This window comes from Thalassobacter stenotrophicus (assembly GCF_001458315.1).
Taxonomy (GTDB): Bacteria; Pseudomonadota; Alphaproteobacteria; order Rhodobacterales; family Rhodobacteraceae; genus Thalassobacter; species Thalassobacter stenotrophicus.
The window spans coordinates 119,052-142,961 of record NZ_CYRX01000010.1 but is presented as its reverse complement, the minus strand read 5'-3'; the positions used below and the strand labels follow the sequence as shown (position 1 = coordinate 142,961).

Here is a 23,910-nt window from a genome sequence, read left to right as displayed (position 1 = left end):
GGGATGTGATCAACGGCGCGAACAATACGTCGAAAATGACCCCTCTGTTGCCAGTCTATGACACGTGGAATGCGGGCCGCATTGATATTGCTCAATGTGCGCGGCGTTAGATTGCCAATTGCGCGCGGCAGGCGTTGGCGATCACCGCTTCTTCGTCCGTGGGCAGGACGAGGACGTCGACGGCCGAGTTTGGCGCGCTGATTTTGACGTCTCCGCGGGCGTTGGCATCGGGGTCTAGGTGCAGGCCCAGCCAATTGAGCTGCGAACAGATTGCGGCCCGAACAGGCGCAGAGTTTTCGCCGATCCCCGCCGTGAACACCACCGCATCAAGTCCCCCGATTGCAGGAATTAGCCCTGCCAGCGTGCGCGCGGCTCGGCTGACGAAGAGATCGATGGCCTCTTGGGCTTCGGGCGCGTGGCTGAGTTCGAGATCGTGCATGTTGTTGCTGATGCCAGACACCCCAAGCAGCCCTGATTTACGGTAGAGAAGCGTTTCTACGTCAGCCGCGCTCATGCCCTTGGATTGCATCAGGTACAGGATCACCCCGGGGTCAAGCGTGCCGCTGCGCCGCCCCATGACCAACCCATCAAGGGCGGTGAAACCCATAGTGGTGGCCTTACTTTTGCGGCTCTGCATCGCGCACATGCTGTCGCCATTGCCAAGGTGGGCCACAATCACACGACCTTCTGCACGCGTGCCCAAGTGTTGGGGCAAGATGCTGGCGATATAGGCGTAAGACAGCCCGTGAAATCCGTAGCGAACGATGCCTTCGTCGCCTAGGGCGCGGGGCAGGGCAAAGAGCGTCTGTATCCGGTCTTGGGTTTGGTGAAACGCGGTGTCGAAGCACGCGATCTGGGGGATGTCGGGTTGCCACGCCGCCACGGCCCGGATCGCCGCCAGATTGTGCGGCTGGTGCAGCGGCGCAAGCGGGCAAAGTGCGTCGAGGTTGGCCATAACGTTGGGCGTGATGCGCGTCGGCTCAGTATAGGTTTTGCCGCCGTGCACCACCCGGTGGCCGACCATGCGCAAAGGGTGTGCCCCGCGTTGCTGGACAAGCCATTCGAGAAGGCGTGGGATTAAGTCCTCGTGGGTGTGCGTCGGGGTTAATGCATTCAGCGGATCAGGCGTGTGCAACTGGCCGTTCGCGTCCCGCGCCTGAAATGTTGGCGCCCTGCCTATGCCCGCAATCTTGCCGGTGATCTGTGCGGGCGCGTCTGGTGCGCCCGCGTCAAAGACCGCGAATTTCACGCTGGAAGATCCGCAGTTCAGCGTCAGGATATCACCGGTCATAACTGCTCATTCAGATGTAATTTCAATTGCGTGCCACAGCCTAGCGCACGGTTTTCATTGTTGAAACACATAGGTGCCGGGTGCTGCGCATAGGGGCGGGTATCCTTGGGCCGCAGCTCCCATCGGTGGCGGTGCGCATGGCGCCGCTGATCGCGCGGCGAGCCAGTCGGTGAGAGCAGGCCACCACGACCCCTTCACTGGTTCTGTCTGATCGCGCCAATGATCGGGATCGGCATAGGGGGTATGATCAGCCCGCGTCTCGATCCGGTAGTGACGCCGTGGATGCCCCGGCTCGGACACGATGCCCGCGTTATGCCCCCCGTTCGTCAAAACGAAGGTCACGTCGGTGTCCGACAGCAAGTTAAACTTGTAAACCGAGTGCCAAGGCGCGACGTGGTCCCGCTCGGTTCCGACGACAAAGGCGGGCACGCGGATGTCCGAAACTGTGACCGGTTGATCCCCCACATGATACCGCCCCTCGGCCAGATCATTGTTCAAAAAGAGCTGCCTGAGGTACTCAGAATGCATGCGGTAGGGCATGCGCGTGGCATCCGCATTCCATGCCATCAGATCGATCATCGGGGCGCGTTCTCCCATCAGGTAATGGTGGATCATGTAAGACCAGATGAGGTCATTGGACCTCAGCAATTGGAACGCCCCTGTCATCTGGGTGCTGTCCAAATAGCCTTGATCCCACATCATATCCTCAAGGAAGGTCAGCTGGCTGTCATTGATAAACAACTGCAACTCACCGGCTTCGGTAAAGTCGATTTGCGTGGCCAAAAGCGTCAGAGATTTTAACGTATCGCGGCCATCTCGCGCCATTGCAGCCGCCGCAATCGTCAGGAGCGTGCCGCCCAAGCAGTAACCTATGGCGTGGATTTTTTGCCCGTCTGTGATCCGCTGGACGGCGCCGAGTGCCGCTTCTATGCCGAGGGTGCGGTAATCCTCCATCCCGAGGTCACGGTCGCCCGCGTCGGGATTTTTCCAAGAGATCATGAAGACCGTGAACCCCTGATCCGTCAGGAACCGCACCAAAGAGTTCTGCTCGCTGAGGTCCAGAATGTAATATTTCATGATCCATGCTGGCGTGATCAAAATAGGCTCAGGTCGGACGGTCTGGGTCGTGGGGGTGTATTGGATCAGCTCCATCAGCCTGTTGCGATAGACCACATGTCCCGGCGCGGTGGCCATGTTGCGGCCAACCTCAAAATCCTCGGCGCCTTTGGGCTTTTGTCCGGCATGCAGGCGTTGCGCATCTTCAACCCAATTCTGCCAGCCGCGTACAAGGTTCATGCCGCCCTCACGCATCGTTTGCTGCAAAACATCCGGGTTGGTGAGGATGAAATTGGAGGGCGAGACCACATCCAACATCTGGCGGGCCGCGAATTCCACCACGTTCTCGTGTTGTTTGGTGACGCCCTCAACACCGGTGGTGGCGTTGTGCCACCATTGTTGGTTCAGCAGAAAAGACTGGTGGATGAGGTTGAAAGGCCAGTTCTGCCAAGCCTTGCTGCGGAACCTTCGGTCCTGGGGTAGGGGGGTGATGCAGGTTTTCGGGGTGTTTGGGGCTGCCGCACAAAACGCGGCATAGGCGGCCAGCCGCCACGCCTTTTTGCTGGCTTTTTCCAGCAGCTCTAATCGCTTGCCGGGTGCAGCCGTCAGGTGCAGCGCCCAATCGGTATAGGCGGCGGTTAACGCGATGGGCGATAACCCGGCCGTCACCTTGGCCAATGCGGCCTTCAGGCCTTTGTCCAAGGCTTGCTCCAACGTGGTGTGGGAATGGGGCAAAGGTGGCGCGTCCATGATCATCTGCGGCGCGCGCCCCTTGGGGGCCGCGTTGCGGTTCGCCTGATCAAAGACGACATTGGGATGCGCCATGATGCGCCCTTTCTTACCTGCATGATCTGCAACGGTTCGCAGTTTGGGCTCTCATTTATCGCAGCGGCTGATGCCTGCATTGATGTGCATCAATCGGGAGGGGCCAATCTCTGTCAGGCTGGCGGTTGATCCTTAGGTGGCGCAGCCGTTTCGCCCGCATACGGGCGCTTCGTTGACAGAAAGTTATACAATGCCAGACAGCCCATCAGCCGAGCCGGACATGACCGTCCAAGCAGATCGGCCAGAGACCTCCGATGGCACCATTGCGGCCATTCGGGGCGGGGTTGTTGATGTAGCGTTTGAGGGGGTCATCCCGCGCATCTATGACTTGTTGCATGCAGGCGACGTCCCGTTGGAAGTGGCGTCGCTCATCGGCGGGGGAATGGTGCGTGCTATGGCAATGGCCCCGGTGCGCGGTCTGGGCCTTGGAATGCGGGTGCGCCCCAGTGGTGGCCCCATCCAGGTCCCCGTGGGTGAGGCGGTTTTGGGCCGCATGTTGAACGTGTTTGGCGCGCCGATTGATGGCCGCCCCGCGCCAGAAGCCACGACCACCCGGTCGATCCACCAAGCCCCTCCTCGGCTGAGTGAACGTGTGGTTCAAGCGGCGTTTCTTGAGACTGGGATCAAGGCAATTGACCTGTTGTCGCCAATTGAACGCGGGGGCAAGACGGGGCTGTTTGGGGGGGCTGGCGTTGGCAAAACCGTTCTGATCACAGAGTTGATCAACAACACCGTCCAGCACCACAAAGGCGTGAGCCTGTTTTGCGGCATTGGTGAACGCTCCCGCGAGGCGGAGGAGCTTTATCGCGAAATGGGGGCTGCGGGGGTCCGCGAAAAGACCGTCATGCTCTTTGGGCAAATGAATGAGGTGCCCGGCGTTCGGTTCTTGATCGGGAACACCGCCCTGACAATGGCAGAGTATTTTCGCGACGACAAAGGCCAAGATGTCCTGCTGTTGATCGACAACATCTTTCGCTTCGTTCAAGCGGGCTCTGAGGTGTCGGGCCTGATGGGGCGGATGCCGTCGCGGGTGGGGTATCAGCCGACACTGGCCACAGAACTGGCCGCCTTGCAGGAGCGGATCGCCTCGACCAAATCCGGCGCGATCACATCGATCCAAGCGGTCTATGTCCCGGCGGATGATTTCACTGATCCGGCGGCGGCGCATATCTTTTCGCATCTGTCGGCGTCGGTGGTCCTGTCGCGCAAACGCGCAAGCGAGGGCTTGTATCCGGCGGTCGATCCACTTGCCTCGGCATCCGTAATGTTGACCCCAGCGGTGGTGGGGCAGCGGCATTACGACATCGCGCGCGCGGTGCGCAGTACCTTGGCTGAGTATGAGGAATTGCGCGACATCATCGCGATGCTGGGCCTAGAGGAACTGTCCTCTGCGGACCGGCTGACCGTGGAACGCGCCCGCAGGTTAGAGCGATTTTTGACCCAACCGTTTGTCACAACCGAAGGGTTTAGCGGCATGGCAGGCACGTCCGTGCCCATCGCCGAAACCCTTGATGGGTGCGAAGCCATCCTAACGCAGACGAAATTTTCGCTGCCCGAAAGCGCGTATTACATGATCGGCGGCTTGGATGACGCCCGCGCCGTGCAGGAGGCCTCGGCATGAGCATGGCCCCCGATATGCACGTGATCCTGCGCCTGCCTACCCGGACCTTGTTTGAGGGCCGTGCCCTGCGCCTTCGGGCCGTAGCACCGACGGGTGCCTTTGGGATATTGCCCAACCATGTGGATTTCGTGACAGCGCTCGTGCCTTCGGTTTTGACGGTGCAGACCGTTGATGGGGTTGAGAGGTTTTTTGGCCTCGATGAAGGGGTGCTGTTGAAAAAGGGGCATGTGGTCAGCGTCAGCGCATTGCGCGGCGTTTTGGGGGAGGATCTGCTCAGCCTGCAACAAACCGTCGAAAGCACCTTTGTCCAGATGGATGAAGAAGAGCGTCAGGCTCGCGCCGCCCTCTCGCGGCTAGAGGCGGATATGGTTCGCCGGTTTGCAGATTTGCAAAGGCCGCAGCCATGACCCCAAGCCCTGACAAACCCAGCCCCGACAAACCCAGCCGTGCCATCGTTGGATCAGCCCGGCGCATGAAGTCTGCGCGCGATCACCCAAGTGCCAGCCCCCTGCGCGGCATCGGCACATTCGGGATGATTGGATGGTCCATCGCGGTGCCCACGGTGGGGGGCGCATTCCTAGGCCTGTGGTTGGACCGGGTGGCCCCACAGGGCTTCTCATGGACGATTGCGCTGATCCTTGGCGGGGTGGTCACCGGCGCATTTATCGCGGCGGTTGGGGTCAACAAAGAAGGGGGAAGATGATGGTGGTATCTGTTGATTGGAGCCTTCTGGGTTTGGGCGCCTTGGTGGGGGTCTTGATCGGTGGAGTTTTCTTTGCGGGCCTCGCGCTTGGCGTGCGCGCGGCGATGCGCAGTGACCGTGCTCTCACGATCCTGATGGTCAGTGCTACGGTGCGGATCTTGGCCTGTTTGGGTGCGGCTTGGTTGGTTTTGATGCTGCTTGGGCCATGGGGCTTTGCGGGCTTTGGTGTGGGCTTTGTGCTGAGCCGTCGGGTGGCGACGTCCTTGGCTTGTGGCCGTGTGCCAGCGGAGGGTGCCTCATGACCCTGTCGCCGGATGAAATCATCACGGTTACCCTATGGGGAGTACCCATCAACGCCACGCTGTTATTCACGTGGATCGTCATGGCGGTTCTGACCGGGGCGTCGATGTTGATCACCCGAAATCTGCGCCCAGATGTGCCGCCGAACCGCTGGCGCACGGCACTAGAAGTGGTCGTGCAAGGCATCCAAAACCAAATTGCCGAGATCGCCCAAGGCCCCTCACGACATCTGTTATCGTTTGTTGGGACGCTGTTTTTATTCGTCGCGGGATCTAACCTTTTGCTCGTGATCCCGGGCTTTCGACCGCCGACATCATCGCTCTCCACAACCACCGCTTTGGCGCTGTCGGTGCTGGTGGCGGTGCCTTTGTTTGGCATCAGCCGCCGGGGCGTCGGGGGCTACTTGCAAAGCTACCTGCGGCCATCACCTGTAATGCTGCCGTTCAATATCATTGCCGAAGCCTCCCGCGGGATTTCGCTCGCGATCCGGCTGTACGGAAACATCATGAGCGGGGCGGTCATCGCGGCCATACTGCTCAGCGTGGCGCCGTTTTTCTTTCCGGTCGTGATGGACCTTTTGGGCCTGCTGACGGGCATGATCCAAGCCTATATCTTTGCGATTTTGGCAACGGTCTACATTTCCAGCGCGACGGCGCCGCAAACTCTTTCCTCACCACAAAAGGACGCGCAATGACTGACCTTGCGATCATCGCCGCTATTTCCATTTTCACCGCCGGGTTGACGGTATCCTTCGGGGCGATTGGCCCCGCATTGGGCGAAGGCCGGGCCGCTGCCCAAGCGCTCAGCGCGATTGCTCAGCAACCCGATGCGGCCTCTGACCTGACGCGCACATTGTTTGTCAGCCTCGCGATGATCGAGTCCACTGCGATCTATTGCTTTGTGGTTGCGATGATTTTGATCTTTGCCAACCCGTTCTGGAACGCGGCCCTTGCGGTGGCGCAAACCACGGCGGGCGGGTGAGATTATGTCCATCGACTGGATCACAGTCGCGGCCCAGATTGCCAATTTCCTTGTTTTGGTGTGGCTGCTCAAGCGGTTCTTGTACCGCCCGATCCTAGACGGGATCGACGCGCGCGAGGCCGAAATCACAGAGCGGATGACTGCCGCGACCCGCGCCAAGGATGAGGCTGTCGCCGCAGAGGCCGCCTACCAGGCAAAGCGCGCTGCGCTGGCATCCGAACAAGCCCAGATCGCTGAGGCGGCCCGCCATAAAGCCCAGCAGGAGCGCGACGCGCTGCTGGCGGAGGCTCATGATCGGATCGACCGAGAACGCGCCGCGTGGCAGGCCCACCAAGACGCTGAGGCCCAACTTTTTGCCACCAAGCTACAGCGCGCAGGCGGCCACGCCCTGTTAGAGATGACGCGCAAGGCGGTGCGTGATCTCGCCGAAACTAGCCTTGAGGCGCAGATGGCTGCGCATATGGGGACCAAGCTTGCAGCGATGAAGGACGATCTGACCCACGCGGCGGGAGAGGCCCACGAAGCGATCATCACCAGCCACATGTCCCTGCCGGAGGCCGCGCAAGATGCGTTTCGCACCGAATTGGCGCAGAATTTCCCGCAGGTCGCACCGCGCTTTGAGACTGATCTAGCACAGGCCCCGGGTGTTGCGGTGCAACTGGGCGGCGCGCAAGTCGTCTGGACGGTCGATAGCTATATCGAGGGCTTGGGAGCGGCACTCAATGAACACCTGAGCCGAAGCCATGACACCAGATTGGGGGTCGCATGAACGCCTCGCTGGGCCCGCAACCGATTGAGCCGGAAACCGTGCTTGATCTGTTACTGCACAGCCCGTCGCCCGCACCCTTGTTGAGCGAGGTGGGTACCGTCACGCAGGTTGGTGACGGCATCGCAATTGTGGCCGGGCTGGAACGTGCATTGGCGGACGAGGTGCTTGAATTCGCCTGTGGCCTCAGCGGGATCGTGCTGGACCTAGAGCCCGGGCGTTTGGGTGTCGTGGTCTTGGGGCCATCGGATCAGATCATGATTGGTGAGGCCGTGAAACGCACGCGCAAAGTCGTCAGCACCCGGGTCGGCCCGGGGTTGCTGGGCCGGGTGGTGGACCCATTAGGCGCTGCGCGTGACGGGCTCGGAGCGGTGAAACACGCAACACTCCACCCGGTAGAGGCCGAGGCGCCCGCCATCCGAGACCGCCAAGCCATCACACACCCCTTAGCCACGGGCATCAAGGCGATTGACGCCGCCGTACCCGTCGGGCTGGGTCAGCGGCAATTGGTGATTGGCGACAGGCAAACCGGCAAAACCTCCCTATGCGTGGATGCGATGCTGAACCAAGCCCATAGTGATGTGATCTGCATCTACTGCGCGGTTGGACAGCGGGGCGACGCGGTGGCCAAGGTGGTCGCGGCCCTGCGCGCGGCGGATATGTTGGAACGTGTCATCGTAATGGCCGCCGGTGATGAAGACGCCACCGGGCTGGCCTACATCGCGCCTTACAGCGCCATGGCGATGGCTGAGTATTTCTCGGGGCAGGGGCGGGACGTGCTGATCGTCTTTGACGACCTGACCCACCATGCGCGCAGCTACCGTGAGTTGTCGCTCCTGTTGCGCCGCCCGCCGGGTCGTGAGGCTTTCCCGGGTGACATTTTCTACATCCATGCCCGTTTGCTAGAGCGGGCCGGTCAGTTCACTGACCGCGTCGGCGGCGGGTCAATTACGGCGCTGGGGGTGGTTGAAACTCAGGCTGAAAATCTGTCTGCGTATATTCCGACCAACCTGATTTCGATCACCGATGGGCAGATCTACCTATCCCCCCGCTTGGTACGCAAAAACCAGTTTCCTGCGGTGGATTTGGGCAAATCCGTAAGCCGTGTGGGCGGCAAGGCGCAGACCGCCGCGTTTCGAAAAGTGGCGGGCAACCTGCGTGTGACGCTGTCTCAGTTTGAGGAGCTTGAGGATTTTGCGCGCTTTGGCACCCGATTGGATGACGCGACGCGGGCGCGGTTGACGCGCGGTGCGGCGGTGCGCGGTGCCTTGCGGCAGGCGGAGCGGGACCCGATGCCGGCTATCTCGCAGCTCGTGATCCTGACCGCCGCGCAGACTGGCGTATTTGATGATCTGGATGAGGCTGCGATGCGCGCTGTCATGGATCAGATAAAGGCAGAAGCCCCGGTTGTATTGGCCGACATCGCAAAGCAGATCACCCAGGGGGCGGAACTTGACGATGTCGCCCAAGCGGAGATGTGTGCATTGGCCCAAAAGGCGCGGGCGACGGCAAAAGGGGGCGAAGATGTCCCAATCGCTTGAGGGATTGACCCGTCACATGACCGGGATGGAGAGCATTCACAGCGTGGTTCACACTATGAAAACCCTCTCGGTCCTGAACGCGGCCCCCTATGAGCAAGCCGCGCGCGCGATTGAGGACTATCACCGGACGGTTCTGGACGGTTTGCATGCGTTTTTCGTGGCGACTGGCGCACCGGACCGGTCGCCCCAGCCTTTGGGGCAGCGTCATATCGTGGTGTTTGGCTCGGACCATGGCCTGTGCGGCACCTACAATGACGGCATTGCGACCCATATCGCCGAGGCGCTTGCTGGGGTCGCGCCTGAGGTGTCTCAAATCGACTGCGTCGGTGCGCAGATGGCGGACGCGTTGCGCGATCGGGGCTTGGCGCCTAGCCAAGTGTTCCTGCCTGCGGCGTCGGTGGATGGGCTGGCGCGGTTGGCGAACCTGCTGACGCAACACATTGAAGTGACGCAAAACGCGAGTGAATCACGGAGCAGTTCTGTTGAACTTGTTTACGCGTCGCGGGCTGCGGATGGGACCCAAACGCCCATGCTTGTGCCGCTACTACCGCTGAGCGAGGCCTTAGTTGCTGATCTTTGTGCGCGGCCTTGGCTTTCTCGCACGCGACCGGCGTTTGCGATGCCACCTGATGCCCTGTTTCGGGCGTTGATCCGCGCGCATGTTTTCGCAAGTCTCGTCCGGGCGGCAGCCGAGGCGATGCTGGCAGAGAACGCCGCGCGGCTTGCGGTGATGCAACAGGCAGAGCGCTCCGTTGAGGACCGATTGGACGCGCTGAAATCTGAGGCAAATACCCTACGGCAAGATGGGATCACCACGGAATTATTGGACGTCATCGTCGGGTTTGAGGCGCTAGGTGCGTCGGACCGCAGGAGGCGGCGCGAGGATGCTAAGGCATCAGATGCAAACGATTTACCATCAGAGAGGAAACAACGATGAAACGCATTTCAGCCCTTGCTTTACTGTTGGCACTCTTCGGGTTCGCCGGGTGTACCGATCCGGATCACTACCCCATTTCTGGCCAAGAATGCGGCCCGGATGACCCCGTAAAAGACCTGAGCCCAAGCGACTGCTTGCCGCCCGTGTGATGCTTGGATCAACGGCCATGTTGGTCGCATTCGCACTCGGGGCCTTGGGGGTGGTCTTCCTGTGCGGTTGGCGCGTGTTGGACCACCGCGCCGACCGTGCTCAGATGGCGCGGTTGATCGCTCTCCAACCCACGGACCCGCCACGGTTCAGCGCCTCAATGGTTGCTGATCTACCTGCGCCCGCGCGCCGGTATTTCACATATGCGATTGCGGCGGGCACCCCTTTGTTCAAAGTCGCGATCCTCGAAATGAGCGGGCAGTTTTCTCTCGGCTCCAAGGCTTTGCCCAAGTACCAAAAGATGTCCGCAAGCCAAGTCCTAGCAGCGCCAGAGGGTTTCGTTTGGAAAATGGTCTGCGGCTCGTGTCCAAGGCGCATGTCGGGATCGGACAGCGGATCATGGACGCGATTTTGGCTTGGCGGATTGATCCCCGTCGCGCGGTTCGGCGGCACGAATGACCATCGGCGCGCGGCCTTTGGGCGATACATTGCAGAGGCGCTGTTTTGGACGCCGGGGGTCTACTTGCTCATGGATAACGTCAAGTGGACGGCCGTGAGTGGAGACACCTTTCGTGTCTCGGTTCAGTACGCGGGATTAGAACAAAGTGTTGATGTTACGATTGAAGCTGATGGACGCCCGAGCAAAGTCGTGTTTCCACGCTGGAGCAATGCAAACCCGGATGGCGTCTATCGGGAGCAACCTTTTGGCGCGTATTTGTCAGCACATCAAAGCTTTGAAGGCTTTTGCTTGCCTACCCATGTGGAGGCAGGAAATCACTTTGGAACAGACGCGTATTTCCCGTTTTATATCGCGGATGTCACGTCTGTCGGCTTTCCAAGTGCGCCTGACAGATGAGTGGCAAAGAAGGCGCTGCATCTTGGGTCTGTTTGGCCTCATATCATGCGCTCATTTTGCCCCCGAGAATTCTGCCATTCACGGTGGCATTGCCCGTCTTGTCATAAAACTGTGCCGCCGAGCGTTTATGCGACGGCCTTGATGGGGCCAACGTGGACTTGAAAATGAAATGTTCTAACCAAGTGGCTCTCCGGTGGCGCACTGTGCCAGATCTCGTACTCAACCGCTCATCGGCTGATTTTCGCCGTATTTATGGTGGACTTATTCGGGCGTTGAATGACACTAAGTTCGACGGCATTGCGGCGATACATCGAGAATTTTTAAAAAAATATATTTGAACACAGGGTGTTATGAATGGAAAATCTGGTTGAACAAGTGAGGCATGCCGATGGTGCTGCCAAAGCTATTTGCCAACCAATGCGGGCAAGCATCGACGATCTACCCGAGCGGCTGCGCAATGATCTGACAGCTCTTGGGCCTTTGCCAATGCGCACTCTGACGGCGTTTGTTGATCTCGGTCTGTCTGATGCAGAGATCGCGCGTTATTTTGACCTCCCGGCCGCCTCGATCGCGAAGCTGCGCGCCATTTGGCAGCTCCGCTAAACAGGGCTCACTTCACGGTTAGCACCATCTGCTCCGCGTAGTGGAGCACTTTTTGCGACACGCTGCCCAAAACAGCCCCCCGAACCGCGCCCAACCCGCGTGAGCCGAGCACAACCAGATCGGCGCACATGTCTTCTGCGGCCCCGCCCTTTGGGGCAAAGCCGCTGTTGGATCATTTGCCGTGCGCCACTTTGATCTTTTTACTGCCTGCTACAGTTTCGGGCGGCTTGGGGATCGTGACGGTCAAAACCCCGTCTTTGACCACAGCCTCAACGGTGTCGGCATCGATCACAAAGGGCAGGGTCATCATGCGTTGAAACGCGCCTGACATCCGCTCAATCCGATGGAAATGACGGCCCTTGTCGTCGCTTTCTTCGTCCTTTTCAGACTTCTTCTCGCCCTTGATAATAATGCGATCCCCGGCGATCGAGACGTCGACGTCTGCCTCTGTCATGCCGGGCAATTCGGCGGTGACGCAGAATTCGGTCTCTGTTTCGCTGACGTTTGACCGCACGTTCATTTCGGTCGTGCCACTGAAAAAGCCATTGCCAAAATCGTCAAACAGACTGTCGACTTCTTTGCGCAGCGCGACCAAAGGGTGATCGTCGTCTTTGCGGTGCCGGATCCAATTGGTGGGTAAGTAATCTTGATAAGACATTGTGTGCTCCTGATGGATTTTGAGGTCCTTTGGAACAGTATCATTCGGTCGGTGGCAGGGTTTGATCTTCGTCAATTCCTTCATTGGATGCGGCGCGGTTTTTACTCCGCGCTGGGTCGTCATTGGGGGGCCGAGCATGTTTGTCGGGATTTGCGCTTAGAAACTTGAACATCGCTCTCGCTCATTCGCGTGACAACACCGTTGAACCCGCACCCCAAATTGGGCTTAAAGCATCCCAACGCCGACGCAGGCCCCCTCGATAACGCGGAGCGCACCAGTGCCCACACCCCCAACACCCCAGATCGGCCAAAGCAGCAGATTGTCCGTGGCCCCGATGATGGATTGGACTGACCGTCATTGCCGGGCGTTCCACCGCGTTTTGTCGCAAGAGGCGCTGCTATACACCGAGATGGTCACCGCACCCGCGTTGGTGCGCGGTGGGGCGCTGCATCTGCTGCGGTTTGATCTCTCAGAGCATCCTGTGGCGGTGCAGCTTGGCGGCTCAGACCCAGTGGAACTGGCCGCCGCCACGCGCCTGTGTGTTGAGGCTGGCTATGCAGAAGTTAACCTGAACGTTGGTTGCCCCTCTGACCGGGTGCAATCGGGCAGTTTCGGGGCGATCCTGATGGAAAACCCCGGTCTTGTAGCTGAGTGTGTTTTGGCGATGCGGGCTGCGGCGGGCGATGTGCCAGTTACGGTCAAATGCCGGATCGGTGTGGATGACCAAGATGTTGAAAACACCCTGCCGGAATTCCTGTCGCGCATCGTGGCAGCTGGGTGCGAACGGGTCACGATCCATGCCCGCAAAGCATGGCTTCAGGGCCTGTCGCCCAAGGAAAATCGCGATATTCCGCCGCTCAACTACGACCTCGTGCGTGAGATGAAGATGCTGTTTTCACACCTCGATATTTCGGTAAATGGGGGGATCGGCTCGTTGGATGAGGCATTGGGGTTCATCAACGGCGGGCTTGACGGGACGATGATTGGGCGCGCGGCCTACCACGAACCCTACACCATTCTGGCCGAGGTGGATCAGCGCGTATTTGGCAAAGACCGCCCCGTGATTTCGCGCCATGACGCGGCACTCGCAATGGTCCCCCATATTGAGGCGCATCTGGCCGAGGGCGGTAAGTTGGGCCAAGTCACGCGCCATATGCTGGGCCTGTTTACGGGGCAGCCGGGCGCGCGCACGTGGCGACGGACGCTGTCCGAGGGGGCCGCTCAGCCCGGCGCCGGGGTCGAGGTGTTGCACGCAGCACTGGCCCATGTCATGCCGCAGACAACCTCCTAAGTATCGGAAAACACAGTGCCAGACATTTCAATTCTGCTCCCCTTCGTGGGGTTTCTCTTGGTTGTTGGCGGCTTTGCGGGTGTCTTGGCCGGATTGTTGGGCGTGGGCGGTGGCATCGTTTTGGTGCCTGCGTTTTACTTTGTGTTCCAACAGCTTGGATACACCGGGCCGCAGCTGATGCAGGTGTGCGTGGCCACGTCGCTCGCGACGATTATCGTGACATCGTTGCGGTCCGTGCGGGCGCACCACGGCAAGGGTGCGGTTTCGTGGCAGACATTGCGCACATGGGCCCCGGGGATCGTTTTGGGTGCCGCGACAAGCGTCTTGGTGGCCAATCAGCTTCGATCGGACACGATGGTAATTATCTTTGCCTGCCTCGCGCTGAGCGTCGCCACCTACATGGGCCTGTCCAAGGACCACTGGCGTCTGGCGGATGCGATGCCGCAGGGCGCGCGCCGTGTGGTGATGTCTATTGGCGTTGGTTTTCTGAGCGTTCTGATGGGGATCGGTGGTGGCGGCATCGCGGTGCCGTTGATGAAGCTGCATGGGCGGCCCATGCACAGCGCTGTTGGCACTGCGGCGGGCTTTGGTCTGTTGATCGCGGTGCCCGGCGCGATTGGTTTTCTGCTCAGCCCGGCAGGGGCCGGAGCGCCCCCCGGAACCGCAGGGTTGGTGAACCTTCCGGCTTTTGCCATCATCGTCGCCATGACCACGATCACCACGCCAATTGGGGTGAACCTTGCGCATAAGTTGAATCCAAGTGTGCTGAAACGCGTGTTCGCGGCGTTCTTGTTCCTTGTGGCGCTGAACATGATCCGTCGGGCGATCATGGGATGAGTACGGCCGCGTTCGAAAACCGGGGCTGGGCGGTTTTTGATCCAGAGCCAGCGGTTGACGCATGGTGCGCGGCGGCGCGCATGCGTGCCGATGCCGTAATGCGCGACCCGCGCCGTGCGCGCGAAAACCTACGTCATGGGCGGACGTGGTTTGTGGGCGTAGATGTGATGGGCTGCGACCCGTTCGGCACGGTACCTGGCGGACCCAAGTTGGGCGGTGCGGGCGTTGATTTCGCAGCTGCCCAAATGTCTGACAATTGGAGCGGGGATTGGGGGCGCGGACAGTTGTCAGTGGCCTATCCCGGCTATCCGCGCCGGGACCCTCAGGAAAGTGTGGCCAACCACCGGTTTAGGGCGTTGCGCGATGGGGCGCATCTGGATGGTCTGCTGCCAATTGGTCCCGCGCGGCGGCGAAAGTTTGTGGAACCTCATGGCGTTATCGTCGGGATCGCCCTTGATGACAGCCGCGCAGGGCGCAGCCCCCTCGTGGTGTGGGAAGACAGCCACCTTCGCCTGCGTGCAATGATGCGGGCAGCCTTAGGCGATGTCCCCGAACCCCAAATGTCTGACATTGATCTGACGGAGGTTTATGCGGCCACCCGCAAGGCATGTTTTGCGGAGTGTCCACGCGTTGAGTTGGGCGTCGAGCCGGGGCAAGTGATCGTTCTTCACCGCGCGCTTTTGCACGGGATTGCGCCGTGGCATAGCCCCACTCCGCGCCCACGCCGTGCGGTCTATTTCCGCCCAGAGCTGCCGACACTTACCGACTGGCTGGCCTAAAGCTGAGGCGCCTGCCGTCCGGTGCGCCCACCGCGTCGCCCTTTGGGCTGCGGCTCACGGGTTGGTAACTCGGCCATGATGGCTTGGCGCACCTCGGGGGCCATGCTGGACCACGCCCCGATCTCATCAATGGACCGCGAGCAGCCGATGCAAAGACGTGTCTCTGGATGGACAACGCAGACCTGCACACAGGGGCTTTCGATCTCGGCGCGACGCCAGACGGGCGGGGTGTCGGTCATGGTTCAGGTGTTCCTTAGGTTGCGCAGACGATCCAACGCCCCTTGCAAGATAAACCCAGCCGCAACGTGATCAATAACCTCTGCGCGACGTTTCCGCGACGTATCCGCCTCTAGCAGGGCGCGTTCGGCGGCCACGGTGCTAAGCCGTTCGTCCCAAAAGGTGATCGGAAGGGGGCATCTGGCGGACAGGTTGCGGGCAAAGGCGCGCGTGGACTGCGCCCGGGGCCCTTCAGAGCCGTCCATATTGCGGGGCAGGCCCAGCACGATCCCGCCCAACGCGCGTTTGGCAATGATCGCGTCCAGCTTGTCCACGTCTAGGCCGAACTTTTTGCGTTTGATCGTTTCCAACGGCGTGGCGATGGACAAGAGGCTATCTGACACGGCCACACCGATGGTCACGGTGCCCAAATCCAGACCCGCAATTGCGGTGAATGGGGGCAAAACGGCGGCAAAGTCTTCTAGCGTTTCAAAGACGCTCATCCGGGGTTCACCCCGGCCTGATCTGCGGCGTGGTTCAGGATATCAAGCGCGCCTTGATCGCCCTCAAACACCAAAATTGCCTCGGAATAGACGCCAAAGGCAGCATCCGTATTGCCCAGCACACCCAGCGATGTGATCAGGCGCGCCCATTCTTCGGGTGGACCCCCTTCGGAGCCAAGACGTTCAGCCAGCCCTTGGACCATGCCTTGGATCATCTGGATACGGTCCTGCATCGACATTTCGCCCGCCGCTTCGATGTCATCAGAGCTAGGACCGCGGAGGCCGCCGGTTCCGGTCACGGGTTCATCGGCGCGCGGGATCGGGAGTTGATCAAGGGGTGTCGCATCGCCCGCAAGCGCGGAGACATCTTCGATCTGAAGCAAAATAGGTTCAAGCCATGGGGCGTCTGCCGTGCTGTCGGCCAGCAGGCGGCGCCATGTGGGCCAAGCCAAATCGTAGCGGCCAGCCTGCACATACATCAGGCCGGTGTAATAGCGCGCGGTTCCGTTGCGTGGGTCGCGACCCAGCGCATTTTGCAACACCGCCTCCGCCTCGGGCGAGACGTAGCCACCAGCTGCAAGGATCATCAGTTCGGCCAATGTCGCGACCTCGCTGGCGGGGGCGTCGTTCACCCCAAGGATCTCGATCACACGTTGCTGCGCGGTGTAGGCGGCGACCATATTTCCAAGGCCTGCCTCATTGCGCACTAACAGCCGGTGGCCGCGCAGATCATCGGGGCGTTGTTGCAAAATTGCGCGCAGCTGGGTCATCAACTCGCTGACGTCTTCGGCATCGATTTGCGGGGCAGGGCGTGAGGTCACTTGTTCTTCGGCTACCGCTTGGCTGGGGCGGCTGGCGCGCGCGTCCTCAAGCTGTGCGATGCGCGTCTTGAGTGGCAGATCAGGATAACCTGGCGCGCCGATCTGTAGATAGGTAACAATTGTAATGCCAACCACAATCACAGCCGCCAAAGTGATGGCGAGGCTGCGGGGGCCTACGCCGTGGCCGATCCCGGTGTTGCGGTCCGCCTCTAGCAAGCGACGAGAGATCTCAAGCCGGGTGCGTTCTGCGGCGTCTGGCGTAAGCACGCCGCGCGCCACGTCTTTTTCGACCTCACGCAGCTGATCGCGGTACACATCCACGTCTTGGGCCGCGCCGCTTTGCTCCGCGTCGGCGCCAAAGACCGTCCGCGCCAAAAGCCCCACAACCACAAGCAGGGTCGCCCCGGCAACCAGCCAAAATATCATTCCTACACTCCCGTCGGTTTTGATAGATTTAGTATGCCCGAGGCTTGGGCAAAACCCCCAAAGTTGCGGCAAAACGGATGTGTTTTTCGGCAATGTCGCAATTGACGATTTAAGAGACGCCTGCGCGCGGCTTGAAGATCGTTTTGCGAGAGATACCCTCATCCAAGACTGACCCGGGAGCCCTGTGCGCATGAAACGCTATTCTGCCTTTGCTATCGCCCGTGAGGCCGCGAATTACCACCAAGGGTGGGAACGCGCGTGGGCCAAACGCGCGCCTAAAAAACGCTATGATGCCATCATCATAGGTGCTGGTGGCCACGGGCTGGCCAGCGCTTATTACCTTGGCAAAAACCACGGGATTACGAATGTGGCCGTGTTGGAAAAAGGCTGGTTGGGGGGCGGCAACACGGGCCGTAACACCACGATCATCCGGTCCAACTATTTGCAGGACCCTTCGGCGGCGATCTATGAAAAGGCGCGGTCACTGTATGAAACGCTGTCGCAGGACCTGAACTACAACGTAATGTTCAGCCCGCGCGGCGTGATCATGTTGGCGCAGACCCATCATGAGGTGCGTGGCTATCAACGCACGGCGCACGCCAACGCGCTGCAAGGGGTGAAAACCGAATGGATCGGACCTGAGCGCGTCAAACAGCTGTGTCCGATCATGAATATCGAAGGCCCGCGCTATCCCGTCTTGGGTGGCCTGTGGCAGGCCCGTGGCGGTACTGCGCGGCACGACGCGGTGGCTTGGGGCTATGCGCGGGCGTGTTCGGACATGGGGATGGACATCATCCAACAGTGCGAAGTGACCGGTGTGACGTCTGAGGGCGGCAAGGTCACCGGAGTGCAGACGTCGCTGGGTGACATCGGGTGTAATTCGCTCGGGATCGTGGTCGCGGGCCATTCGAGCCACGTCGCTGAGATGGCAGGCTTCCGCCTCCCAATCGAGAGCGTCGCCTTGCAAGCCCTTGTTTCGGAACCAATCAAGCCCTGCATGGACGTGGTGGTCATGGCCAACACGGTCCACGGCTACATGAGCCAATCTGACAAAGGTGAGATGGTGATCGGTGGTGGCACCGATGGGTACAACAACTACACGCAGCGCGGATCGTTCCACCATATTGAGGAAACCGTACGCGCCTTGATCGAGACGTTCCCGATGATCTCACGGCTCAAGATGTTGCGCCAGTGGGGTGGGATTGTGGATGTGACGGGCGACCGCTCGCCGATCTTGTCGAAAACCCCACTTGAGGGTTGCTACATCAACTGCGGCTGGGGCACCGGCGGGTTCAAGGCGATCCCGGGCTCGGGCTTTGGGTTCGCGGAGTTGATGGCCAAAGGCTACTCGCCGCTCACGGCCGAATTCGGGATGGAGCGTTTCCGCGAGGGCCGCTTCATCGACGAAAGCGTCGCGGCAGGGGTGGCACATTGATGATCACCACGCCCCAAACCGACATACTCCGCTCGGCCCCGTCCAACTTCTTTGCTTCTAGGCCAATCATGAAAAAAGGGATGCACCCATGCTAACCCTCAAATGCCCGTACTGCGGCGTCCAAGCCTGTGAGACAGAATTGTCCCCCGGCTATGAAGCGCACCTCAAACGCTTTGGCCCCGGTTCCAGCGATGACGATTTTGAGACGTATTTGTTCACGCGTCCCAACGTAAAAGGCGTCCATTTTGAGCGGTGGCGCCACGCCTACGGCTGCGGCAAGTGGTTCCTTGCGGCGCGCTGCACCACAACGCTTGAGGTGTTTGGCACCTATTCGGCGCAAACACCCGCACCCCCGGCTGAGATCATCGAAGCCATCAAATCCAAACGCCCCGACTGGAGCCCAGAGACATGAGCTTTCGTCTGCCTAGCGGCGGTCGCTTAATTGACCGCACTTCCGAGCTGAAATTTACCTTTAACGGGCGCATCATGCGCGGGTTTGCGGGCGACACCTTGGCCTCTGCGCTGCTTGCACGCGATCAGATGCTGATGGGGCGGTCGTTCAAATACCACCGTCCACGCGGCGTTGTCGCCAGCGGTGCCGAAGAGCCGAACGCGCTGATGAACATCGGTGAAGGCGGGCGGTTTGAGCCGAACCAACGCGCTACCACCGCGGAATTGTTCGACGGCATGGCTGCGCGCAGTCAAAACCATTGGCCAAGCCTTGAGTTCGACGTCGGCGCGATCAACGCAAAGTTCGCGCGGTTCTTGCCCGCAGGTTTTTACTACAAGACGTTCCTCTATCCACGTCACTTCTGGAAGTACGTGTTTGAGCCGATCATTCGCCAGTCGGCGGGTCTGGGCGCGGCCCCAAAAGAGGCTGACGCCGACACCTATGAACACTTCTATGCGTTCTGCGATGTGTTGGTTGTTGGCGGCGGTATCGCGGGCCTGATGGCTGCGCGGGATGCAGCAGCCGATGGCAAACGCGTGATTGTACTGGAGCAGAACGGTCACTGGGGCGGTCGTGCGCCAGTAGACGGCGCCGTGGTTGAAGGCAAACCTGCGGATGAGTGGGTGAGCGTCACGCTGCAAGCCCTTGAAGCAAATGATAACGTAACGCTGCGCGACCGCTGCATGGGCGCAGGCGTGTATGACCACGGCTATGTCTTGGGCTATGAGCGGATCACCGATCACGCGCCCGCAAATGACGTACCGCGCCACCGCTTGTGGCGGATCCGTGCAGGCCATGTTGTGACTGCAACGGGGGCGCTGGAACGTCCGCTGAGCTTTGCGGGGAATGACCTGCCCGGTGTGATGCTGGCCTCTGCGGTGCGGGATTACGTGGTGAACCATGCGGTGGCTCCGGGCAAACGTACCGTGGTTGTGACAAACAACGATGACGCCTATCGCACCGCTGAGGTGATGGTAAATGCGGGCCTGAGCGTGCCAGCGATTATCGATGCGCGTCCCAGCGTGGATGAGGCTCTTATAAGCAAATTCAGCGACTTGGGAGTTGAGGTTAAAGTCGCCTCCGCTATCGCTAAGGTCAAAGGCAAAGACCGTGTGACCGGTGTTGCCATCTGTGCGCAAGACAGCAATGGCAGCGTTAGCACGACGATCGAATGCGATGCGGTCGCCATGTCCGGCGGTTGGTCCCCGGTGGTGCATCTGTGGTCGCATTGCGGTGGCAAGCTGACGTGGGACGAAGATCAGGCGATGTTCCGGCCCGATCCAAATCGTCCGCCCACCAATCAAACCGGCGAAGGTTTTGTGTCGGTCGTCGGTTGGGCCAATGGTGAGATTGATCAAGGTGACATCGCGCCAGTTTGGATCATGCCCCAAGGCGCCTCGATCGAGACGCGCAACAAGATGTGGCTGGATTTCCAAAACGATGTCAAAGTGTCGGACGTCCAATTGGCCGCGCAAGAAGGCTTCGAAAGCGTTGAACACGCCAAGCGCTACACCACCCTTGGGATGGCAACGGACCAAGGTAAGTTGAGCAATATCAACGGCCTCGCGGTCTTGGCTGATGCATTGGACACAGGCATCCCACAGGTGGGGACGACTACGTTCCGCCCGCCTTACACACCCATTTCGATGGGCGCGATTGCGGGCGAAGCACGGGGAGAGATCTTTCAACCGCTGCGCCGGACACCTATGCACGCGTGGCATGAAAAGAACGGTGCCCACTGGGAACCCGTTGGTCATTGGCGGCGGCCCTACTGCTTCCAACAACCGGGCGAAAGCGTGGAGGACGCGGTTAACCGCGAGATCACCAATACCCGCACCAGCCTGGGCCTGCTCGATGCCTCAACACTGGGTAAAATCGTGGTTAAGGGGCCGGATGCGGGCAAGTTCCTCGACATGCTCTACACGAACATGATGTCGAACCTTAAGCCGGGCAAATGCCGCTACGGGCTCATGTGCTCGGAAAACGGGTTCTTGATGGATGACGGCGTCGTGGCGCGTATCGATGAGGACACGTGGCTTTGCCACACCACAACAGGTGGCGCGGACCGCATCCACGCGTGGATGGAGGATTGGCTCCAGTGCGAATGGTGGGACTGGAAGGTTTGGACCCTAAACCTGACGGAGCAATTTGCGCAGGTTGCAGTGGTCGGGCCGAACGCCCGCACCATGCTGGAAACACTCGGCGGCATGGACCTAAGCGCGCAGGCGCTGCCGTTTATGGGTTGGGCTGATGGTAAGATCGGGGACTTTAACGTCCGCGTGTACCGCATTAGTTTTTCTGGTGAATTATCCTATGAGATTTCTGTGCCTGCCTCCGAAGGCCTCGCTTTCTGGGAGGCATTGATGGAAGCCGGTGAACCCTTTGGGATCACGCCGTATGGCACCGAAGCGCTTCACGTGATGCGGGCTGAAAAGGGCTTTATCATGATTGGTGACGAGACCGACGGCACCGTGATCCCGCAAGATCTTGGGCTCAACTGGGCGTTGTCGAAAAAGAAAGAGGACTTTCTTGGCAATCGCGCCCACAGCCGCAGCCACATGGCGGATCCGACCCGGTGGAAGCTGGTGGGGCTGGAAACTGTGGACGGCAGCGTTCTGCCTGATGGGGCCTACGCCGTGGCGGATGGCCATAATGAAAACGGGCAACGCAATATGATTGGGCGCGTGACCTCGACCTATTACTCGCCCACGCTGGACCGCGGGATTGCGATGGGGCTGGTGCTGCACGGGCCTGATCGCATGGGTGAGGTGCTTGCCTTCCCGCGTGTTGATGGCACGGTCGCTTATGCGCGGATTGTGAGCCCTGTGTTTTATGACCCTGAGGGGGAGAAGCAAAATGTCTAATGCAATGAGCGTATTAGAAGGCGCCGTATCCACTGGGTTTGTGACCGTTCGGGACGCAGGCTTGACGGGCATGGTCAGTGTACGCGCCGATCTGACCGACGCAGCAACGGTCGCAGCGTTGTCGTCCTGCGGGATTACGGTGCCGGTTGTCCGCCAGATTGTGGATGGCGTGGCATGGATGGCGCCGGATGAGCTGTTGCTGGTCACGGAGTACGCCGACGCACCCGCGCTGGCGCAAAAAGTTCAGGCCGCGATGGCAGACACCCACGCGTTGGTGCACGTGGTGTCGGACGCGCGGGCCGTTCTGCGGGTTGAGGGCGCGGGCACGAAAGAAGCCTTGGCCAAACTATGCCCGGTGGATCTGGCCACGCTTGCCCCCGGTGAGGTGCGCCGCACTCGCTTGGCGCAAGTTGCCGCCGCATTCTGGCTCGAGGACGCAGAAAACGCACAGATCATCTGCTTCCGCTCAGTTGCGGACTACGTGTTTGGTGTGCTTCAGATGTCTGCGCGCAAGGGGTCTGAGGTGGGTGTTTTCACGCGCTAAACCTGCCTATGATGTGAAACCGCGCCGTCAGGGGTTGACCTTGGGGCCGGTCACACGACATTGAGCGTTAACGATCCATAAGACCTACAGGAGAGACCTACATGGCTTTTGAACTGCCTGACCTTCCCTATGCCCACGACGCTTTGGCCGACAAAGGCATGTCCGCAGAGACGCTGGAATACCACCACGACCTGCACCACAAGGCATACGTCGATAACGGCAACAAGCTGATCGCCGGCACCGAGTGGGACGGCAAGTCGATGGAAGACATCATCAAGGGCACTTACGACGCAACAGCCGTGGCCCAAAATGGTATCTTCAACAATATCTCGCAGCTGTGGAACCACAACCAGTTTTGGGAAATGATGGGCCCAGGCGCATCGGCCATGCCGGGTGAGCTGGAAAAAGCTCTGGTTGAAAGCTTTGGTTCGGTAGAAGAATTCAAGTCGCAGTTTTCTGCAGCGGGCGCCGGTCAGTTCGGTTCAGGCTGGGCGTGGCTGGTCAAAACGGCTGATGGTGGCCTTGCTGTGACCAAGACCGAGAATGGCGTGAACCCGCTGTGCTTTGGTCAGACCGCACTCCTGGGCTGTGATGTGTGGGAACACTCCTACTACATCGACTTCCGCAACAAGCGCCCTGCGTATCTGTCGAACTTCCTCGACAATCTCGTGAACTGGGAAAACGTCGCGTCCCGCATGTAATTGCGTGCCGATCGATATTGATGAAAGCACGCCTTCGGGCGTGCTTTTTGCTATGCAAGCGCTTACATCGACCCAATGCCATTATGAAAGCGGTTACATCGGGCTATTGCTGTGTTGCGTCCAAAGCGTCCGCAACATCATCGCGGACTGTGAACAGCGACAACAATGATGCGTCGGCAAAACCCTCGTCCACGACGTGCTGCATCAATGTCAAAAGCGGGTTCCAGTAGCCGTCAGTGTTCAACAACACGATGGGTTTCGCGTGCAGCCCAAGTTGCGCCCACGTCAGAACTTCCATCAACTCATCCAAGCTTCCGGCGCCCCCGGGCAAAACCACGACGGCATCGGCGTTCATGAACATGACTTTCTTACGCTCATGCATGGTTTCGGTGATGATAAAAGTGCCCAAGTCGCGTTTGCCGACTTCGCGCTGCAAAAGGTGCGTGGGGATAACGCCAAAGGTATCACCGCCCGCTGCCTGCGCGCCGCGCGCAACTCGGCCCATCAACCCAACATCGCCCGCACCATAGACCAAACGCCAGCCGCGTACCGCAAGGCCGTGGCCCAGTGCATCCGCAGCAGCGGCATAGGCAGGATTATTGCCATCACGAGATCCACAATAGACGCAAACAGAGTGAGCCATGTCGCACACCAACCTTTGATGATAAGTAGAAGAAAGGGATGACTTTTCCTTGGCTACACGCCTTGCTAGTGTGGCGCAACCGGGTCCAAGTTTAAGGGCCTTGCAATAATGCTC

At 59.9% G+C, this 23,910-nt stretch carries 28 protein-coding genes; 20 read left to right on the top strand and 8 right to left on the bottom strand.

Annotated elements, in window-relative coordinates; all coding sequences use genetic code 11:
- Positions 1-106: 106 nt before the first annotated feature.
- A complete protein-coding gene (locus THS5294_RS03890) occupies positions 107-1,291 on the bottom strand; it encodes an acetate/propionate family kinase (RefSeq protein WP_058122696.1) in 1,185 nt (394 codons plus the stop codon).
- A 54-nt stretch (positions 1,292-1,345) separates the two neighbouring features.
- The gene (locus THS5294_RS03885) at positions 1,346-3,172 is read right to left on the bottom strand and encodes a PHA/PHB synthase family protein (protein WP_082644938.1); all 1,827 of its coding nucleotides are present in this window, start codon (positions 3,170-3,172) and stop codon (positions 1,346-1,348) included.
- Positions 3,173-3,392: 220 nt separating this feature from the next.
- Here THS5294_RS03885 and atpD point away from each other — a divergent pair, with 220 nt between their 5' ends.
- The 12 genes from atpD to THS5294_RS03830 all read left to right on the top strand — a co-directional run bounded on the left by atpD (position 3,393) and on the right by THS5294_RS03830 (position 11,627).
- Entirely contained in the window at positions 3,393-4,793 is a 1,401-nt protein-coding gene (gene atpD, locus THS5294_RS03880; protein ID WP_058122785.1) for a F0F1 ATP synthase subunit beta, read from the top strand.
- Entirely contained in the window at positions 4,790-5,200 is a 411-nt protein-coding gene (locus THS5294_RS03875) for an ATPase (RefSeq protein ID WP_058122695.1), read from the top strand. Before atpD ends, THS5294_RS03875 begins: the two co-directional genes overlap by 4 nt.
- The gene (locus tag THS5294_RS03870; RefSeq protein WP_058122694.1) at positions 5,197-5,496 is read left to right on the top strand and encodes an AtpZ/AtpI family protein; all 300 of its coding nucleotides are present in this window, start codon (positions 5,197-5,199) and stop codon (positions 5,494-5,496) included. The genes THS5294_RS03875 and THS5294_RS03870 overlap by 4 nt, the downstream gene beginning before the upstream one ends.
- Positions 5,493-5,798: an ATP synthase subunit I gene (locus THS5294_RS03865; RefSeq protein ID WP_058122693.1), complete on the top strand. Its 306-nt coding sequence runs from the start codon at positions 5,493-5,495 to the stop codon at positions 5,796-5,798. The genes THS5294_RS03870 and THS5294_RS03865 overlap by 4 nt, the downstream gene beginning before the upstream one ends.
- Positions 5,795-6,490 carry a F0F1 ATP synthase subunit A gene (locus THS5294_RS03860; protein ID WP_058122692.1) on the top strand — a complete coding sequence of 232 codons (696 nt, stop codon included), beginning with the start codon at positions 5,795-5,797 and terminating at the stop codon, positions 6,488-6,490. The genes THS5294_RS03865 and THS5294_RS03860 overlap by 4 nt, the downstream gene beginning before the upstream one ends.
- Positions 6,487-6,777 carry a F0F1 ATP synthase subunit C gene (locus THS5294_RS03855; RefSeq protein WP_038002763.1) on the top strand — a complete coding sequence of 97 codons (291 nt, stop codon included), beginning with the start codon at positions 6,487-6,489 and terminating at the stop codon, positions 6,775-6,777. The genes THS5294_RS03860 and THS5294_RS03855 overlap by 4 nt, the downstream gene beginning before the upstream one ends.
- A gap of 4 nt (positions 6,778-6,781) precedes the next feature.
- Positions 6,782-7,546, top strand: coding sequence for a F0F1 ATP synthase subunit B family protein (locus THS5294_RS03850; RefSeq protein ID WP_058122691.1), 765 nt, complete (start codon positions 6,782-6,784; stop codon positions 7,544-7,546).
- On the top strand, positions 7,543-9,084 hold the full coding sequence (locus tag THS5294_RS03845) for a F0F1 ATP synthase subunit alpha (protein ID WP_058122690.1): 1,542 nt from the start codon (positions 7,543-7,545) through the stop codon (positions 9,082-9,084). Before THS5294_RS03850 ends, THS5294_RS03845 begins: the two co-directional genes overlap by 4 nt.
- Positions 9,068-10,021: a F0F1 ATP synthase subunit gamma gene (locus THS5294_RS03840; RefSeq protein WP_058122689.1), complete on the top strand. Its 954-nt coding sequence runs from the start codon at positions 9,068-9,070 to the stop codon at positions 10,019-10,021. Before THS5294_RS03845 ends, THS5294_RS03840 begins: the two co-directional genes overlap by 17 nt.
- Positions 10,018-10,170, top strand: a complete 153-nt coding sequence (locus tag THS5294_RS18430) for a hypothetical protein (RefSeq protein WP_165821620.1) — start codon at positions 10,018-10,020, stop codon at positions 10,168-10,170. The genes THS5294_RS03840 and THS5294_RS18430 overlap by 4 nt, the downstream gene beginning before the upstream one ends.
- A gap of 17 nt (positions 10,171-10,187) precedes the next feature.
- On the top strand, positions 10,188-11,024 hold the full coding sequence (locus tag THS5294_RS03835; RefSeq protein WP_058122784.1) for a DUF6544 family protein: 837 nt from the start codon (positions 10,188-10,190) through the stop codon (positions 11,022-11,024).
- Between the two features lie 354 nt (positions 11,025-11,378).
- Positions 11,379-11,627 carry a hypothetical protein gene (locus THS5294_RS03830; RefSeq protein WP_058122688.1) on the top strand — a complete coding sequence of 83 codons (249 nt, stop codon included), beginning with the start codon at positions 11,379-11,381 and terminating at the stop codon, positions 11,625-11,627.
- Positions 11,628-11,634: 7 nt separating this feature from the next.
- On the opposite strand, the gene THS5294_RS17905 is transcribed toward THS5294_RS03830, so the two are convergent.
- Together THS5294_RS17905 and THS5294_RS03825 are read right to left on the bottom strand one after the other, a co-directional pair.
- Entirely contained in the window at positions 11,635-11,757 is a 123-nt protein-coding gene (locus THS5294_RS17905) for a universal stress protein (RefSeq protein ID WP_082644937.1), read from the bottom strand.
- A 42-nt stretch (positions 11,758-11,799) separates the two neighbouring features.
- On the bottom strand, positions 11,800-12,285 hold the full coding sequence (locus THS5294_RS03825; protein ID WP_058122687.1) for an Hsp20/alpha crystallin family protein: 486 nt from the start codon (positions 12,283-12,285) through the stop codon (positions 11,800-11,802).
- Positions 12,286-12,562: 277 nt separating this feature from the next.
- On the opposite strand from THS5294_RS03825, the gene dusA reads away from it, so the two are divergent.
- From dusA to THS5294_RS03810, 3 genes are read left to right on the top strand one after another with little or no spacing between them, the layout of a single operon-like run.
- Entirely contained in the window at positions 12,563-13,576 is a 1,014-nt protein-coding gene (gene dusA, locus THS5294_RS03820) for a tRNA dihydrouridine(20/20a) synthase DusA (protein ID WP_268873749.1), read from the top strand.
- A gap of 15 nt (positions 13,577-13,591) precedes the next feature.
- The gene (locus THS5294_RS03815) at positions 13,592-14,413 is read left to right on the top strand and encodes a sulfite exporter TauE/SafE family protein (protein WP_058122685.1); all 822 of its coding nucleotides are present in this window, start codon (positions 13,592-13,594) and stop codon (positions 14,411-14,413) included.
- A complete protein-coding gene (locus THS5294_RS03810; RefSeq protein WP_058122684.1) occupies positions 14,410-15,192 on the top strand; it encodes a phytanoyl-CoA dioxygenase family protein in 783 nt (260 codons plus the stop codon). The genes THS5294_RS03815 and THS5294_RS03810 overlap by 4 nt, the downstream gene beginning before the upstream one ends.
- Here THS5294_RS03810 and THS5294_RS03805 read toward each other — a convergent pair.
- The 3 genes from THS5294_RS03805 to ccmI are packed head-to-tail and all read right to left on the bottom strand — an operon-like array spanning position 15,189 to position 17,158.
- Positions 15,189-15,431, bottom strand: coding sequence for a DUF1289 domain-containing protein (locus THS5294_RS03805; RefSeq protein ID WP_038002781.1), 243 nt, complete (start codon positions 15,429-15,431; stop codon positions 15,189-15,191). The genes THS5294_RS03810 and THS5294_RS03805 overlap by 4 nt on opposite strands.
- A 3-nt stretch (positions 15,432-15,434) precedes the next feature.
- Positions 15,435-15,911, bottom strand: a complete 477-nt coding sequence (gene ruvX, locus THS5294_RS03800; RefSeq protein WP_058122683.1) for a Holliday junction resolvase RuvX — start codon at positions 15,909-15,911, stop codon at positions 15,435-15,437.
- Positions 15,908-17,158, bottom strand: a complete 1,251-nt coding sequence (ccmI, locus tag THS5294_RS03795) for a c-type cytochrome biogenesis protein CcmI (RefSeq protein ID WP_038002785.1) — start codon at positions 17,156-17,158, stop codon at positions 15,908-15,910. The genes ruvX and ccmI overlap by 4 nt, the downstream gene beginning before the upstream one ends.
- Before the next feature lie 190 nt (positions 17,159-17,348).
- Between ccmI and THS5294_RS03790 the strand changes: the two genes are divergently transcribed.
- From THS5294_RS03790 to THS5294_RS03770, 5 genes are all read left to right on the top strand, one after another.
- Entirely contained in the window at positions 17,349-18,593 is a 1,245-nt protein-coding gene (locus tag THS5294_RS03790) for a sarcosine oxidase subunit beta family protein (protein ID WP_038002788.1), read from the top strand.
- Between the two features lie 88 nt (positions 18,594-18,681).
- Positions 18,682-19,005, top strand: coding sequence for a sarcosine oxidase subunit delta (locus THS5294_RS03785; RefSeq protein WP_038002790.1), 324 nt, complete (start codon positions 18,682-18,684; stop codon positions 19,003-19,005).
- Positions 19,002-21,908: an FAD-dependent oxidoreductase gene (locus THS5294_RS03780; RefSeq protein ID WP_058122682.1), complete on the top strand. Its 2,907-nt coding sequence runs from the start codon at positions 19,002-19,004 to the stop codon at positions 21,906-21,908. Before THS5294_RS03785 ends, THS5294_RS03780 begins: the two co-directional genes overlap by 4 nt.
- Positions 21,901-22,452, top strand: a complete 552-nt coding sequence (locus tag THS5294_RS03775; protein WP_072936680.1) for a sarcosine oxidase subunit gamma — start codon at positions 21,901-21,903, stop codon at positions 22,450-22,452. Before THS5294_RS03780 ends, THS5294_RS03775 begins: the two co-directional genes overlap by 8 nt.
- 101 nt (positions 22,453-22,553) lie before the next feature.
- Positions 22,554-23,153, top strand: a complete 600-nt coding sequence (locus tag THS5294_RS03770; protein ID WP_038002796.1) for a superoxide dismutase — start codon at positions 22,554-22,556, stop codon at positions 23,151-23,153.
- A gap of 103 nt (positions 23,154-23,256) precedes the next feature.
- On the opposite strand, the gene THS5294_RS03765 is transcribed toward THS5294_RS03770, so the two are convergent.
- On the bottom strand, positions 23,257-23,796 hold the full coding sequence (locus THS5294_RS03765; protein ID WP_058122680.1) for an LOG family protein: 540 nt from the start codon (positions 23,794-23,796) through the stop codon (positions 23,257-23,259).
- Between the last annotated feature and the right edge of the window lie 114 nt (positions 23,797-23,910).